Origin of the sequence: Kineococcus halophytocola (assembly GCF_041276425.1) — a bacterium.
Lineage (GTDB): Bacteria > Actinomycetota > Actinomycetes > Actinomycetales > Kineococcaceae > Kineococcus > Kineococcus halophytocola.
Genome location: NZ_JBGFTU010000053.1, coordinates 1 through 1,580, shown reverse-complemented (window position 1 = coordinate 1,580; position 1,580 = coordinate 1). Strand labels below are relative to the sequence as shown.

At 70.3% G+C, this 1,580-nt stretch carries 1 protein-coding gene; it reads right to left on the bottom strand.

Annotated features, from left to right (window positions below):
* Positions 1 to 27: 27 nt before the first annotated feature.
* Positions 28 to 1,377, bottom strand: coding sequence for an ISL3 family transposase (locus tag AB2L27_RS20090; protein WP_370443265.1), 1,350 nt, complete (start codon positions 1,375 to 1,377; stop codon positions 28 to 30).
* Between the last annotated feature and the right edge of the window lie 203 nt (positions 1,378 to 1,580).

Genomic DNA, 1,580 nt, shown 5'->3' with positions numbered 1-1,580 from the left:
GGCTCTTCGGATCTGATGGTGGGAAGTTCAGCCTGACCTCTTCTTCTTCCGTCGGGTCCGCCAGGGACGGGTGCCATCAGCAGCGAGCAGGATCCTGATCCGGTAGTTCGCGAAGTTGCGGAACCCGTGGGCCAGGCGGCGGACCTTCTCGATGATGAGGTTGATGGCCTCGGTCCCGCCGTTGCTGACCCCGCCGGTGTCGAAGTAGGCCAGGATCTCCGCTCGCCAGGACCGCAGGGTCCGGCCCAGGCGGGCGATCTCGGGGACTGGGCAGGTGTGGAACGAGTCCAGCACCTTGACCGCGATGCCGCGGCCGGCGGTCGGGGTCTGGGCGTGGAACATCGACCGCAGTTCCTGGTAGGCGTGCCAGGCGATGGTGACCTCGAACCCGGGATCGCCCGCCTGTAGCGCGGCCTCGAGGCGGGCGACGCCGCGGTCGGTGAGGTTCTCCCGGGCGGTGGTGAGCAGTCGCCGGATCTTGTAGAGCGGGTCGTTCTTGCGTCCTCGCCGGCCCAGTGTGGCCTGTTGGGTGCGGCGGCGGACCTCGTCCAAGGCGGTGCCGGCGAGTTTGACGACGTGGAAGGCGTCCAGGACGGTGACGGTCTCTTCGGGCAGTTCGGTGTTGATGGCGTTGGCGTAGCCGCGGAACGGGTCCAGCGCGGCGTGGGTGATGCCGGCGACGAACTCGGGGACCTGCTCGGTCTGGGTGCGGATCCAGGCCGCGTAGACCGGTCCGGAGCGGCCGAGGGTGACGTCCAACAGGCGGGCGTGGACGTCGCCGTGTTCGTCGCGGGACAGGTCAACGATGGAGGTGACGGGCCGGTTCTGTTGCGGGCCGGTGTGTTTCCAGATGTGCTCATCGACTCCCAGGGTGTTGACGCCGGTCAGTCGGGCACGGCGGGCGGTGCCCGAGTCCAGCGTGCCGGTGTCGGGGTCGGTGGTGGCGGCGGTGATGGCGTCCATCAGGGTGTGCCAGTCGATGCCGAGTTGGCGGGCGATCGCCGAGACGGTGGAGTCATCCCACCGCAGTGTCGCGATGGCCCAGGCCACGGCGCGGGTGGTGAGCTTCGTGCGGGCCGGCAGGTCGGGGTGTTCCTCGGTCCACGTCCCGACGGGGCAGCGGGGCTCTCGGCAGCGCCAGCGGCGTTTGCGCCACACCAGTTCCGTCGGTGTCCCCAGGACGGGAGCGTCGGCCAGGCGATGGGTGCGGCGGCCGTGGTCGGCAGCCAGGACCCCGCAGCCGTGACAGGCGACGACCTCGCCGTCCGCGACCGGGTCGGTGGCCACGGTAAGGCGGATCAGCCCGCGACGGTGCTGGCCGTCGGGATCGAGGCGTTCGACCTCGATCAGGTGCAGGCCGGGCAGGTCGAGGATCACGTCGCAGCGCGCGCAGGAGGGCGCGGGGCCGCACGTACAGTGGGGCACGTCGGGGCCGTTCTTGGAGCAGGATGCTTGGTCGCTTCTGATCCTGACGGCCTCGACCCCACCTGCCCGGCAGGTGCCCGTCGCGGCGAGTCGCCCCGGTCCGCTCTCCGACCCTCAGGTCAGGACGGCCTTCCCACCATCAGATCCGAAGAGCC